This is a genomic window from Paraburkholderia sp. BCC1885 (genome assembly GCF_900996235.1).
Lineage (GTDB): Bacteria > Pseudomonadota > Gammaproteobacteria > Burkholderiales > Burkholderiaceae > Paraburkholderia.
This window is the reverse complement of record NZ_CAAJGM010000049.1, coordinates 1-604: the sequence shown is the minus strand read 5'-3', so window position 1 is coordinate 604 and position 604 is coordinate 1. Positions and strand designations below refer to the sequence as shown.

Sequence of the window (604 nt, the reverse complement as noted above, 5' to 3'; positions counted from 1 at the left end):
TCCATCTCCGCGGTCTGCGCGACCACGCGCTCGCACAGGCTCGCCACGCCGGCGTCGGCGGCCGGCGCCGGCAGCGTCGCGACCAGCGCGGGCAGCGGCGCGGCGGCGGCCGTCACGACCTCGCCCTGGCTGGTGCCGTCCATGGCCGACAGGCGCGTGACCTTGATCAGCGCGAGCTGCCGGCTAGGGCCGGTGAGCAGCACGTCGAGCGCGGTCATCGCCTCGGGCGGCTCGACTGAGGCGATCCCGGCGCGCGCCATGCGCGCCTGATAAGCAGCCGTCGCGGCCACCCCGACCTCACCCCAGTAGCCCCAGTTCATGATGCGCACCGGGAAGCGGCGGGTCTGGTCGAGATAAGTCGCGAATGCGTCCTTGAACACGCAGCCGGCCGCGTAGTTGGCCTGCCCCGGCATGCGCGCGAAGGACTGGATCGACGAGAAGAACAGCATGAAATCGAGCGGCAGTTCGCCGAATACCTGGGCCATCCGCACGCTGACGTCCGCCTTCACGCGATAGCTCGACAGGAACGCCTGTTCATCCATGCGCGCGAGCGTGCGGTCCTGCAGCACGATCGCGGAATGCAGCACGCCGTCGATGCGGCCGA

General features: G+C 70.4%; 1 protein-coding gene. It reads right to left on the bottom strand.

Annotation, left to right across the window (positions count from 1 at the left end):
* Positions 1-604 (bottom strand): KR domain-containing protein (locus tag FQ755_RS04245; protein ID WP_144151246.1); only part of this gene is annotated, 604 nt, incomplete at both ends.